This window comes from Paraburkholderia sp. SIMBA_030 (assembly GCF_046535245.1).
In the GTDB taxonomy this organism is placed as follows: Bacteria; Pseudomonadota; Gammaproteobacteria; order Burkholderiales; family Burkholderiaceae; genus Paraburkholderia.
Genome location: NZ_JAWRXB010001854.1, coordinates 1 through 228 on the forward strand (window position 1 = coordinate 1; position 228 = coordinate 228).

A 228-nucleotide genomic window follows, 5' to 3' on the forward strand; every position below is an offset into this window, starting at 1 on the left:
CCCTTCACGCTTATCGGCGGCGGAATCGCACTTCTGGCAGGCCGCCATTTCGGCGTGCTGGCGCTGGATGAAACCACCGGCCTGTCGCTCGGGCAGAATGCGCGCCGCGTCGGCGGGCTGGCGGCCTTTCTGATCGTGGTGCTGGCCGGTTCCGCTGTCGCCGTCAGCGGCCCGATCGGTTTCATCGGCCTGCTTGTGCCGCATATCATCCGGCGGCTCGTTGGCGGG

At 68.4% G+C, this 228-nt stretch carries 1 protein-coding gene; it reads left to right on the plus strand.

Features of this window, described 5'->3' with window-relative positions:
• On the plus strand, positions 1-228 hold a 228-nt coding region (locus SB772_RS46405), incomplete at both ends, for an iron chelate uptake ABC transporter family permease subunit (protein WP_410839320.1).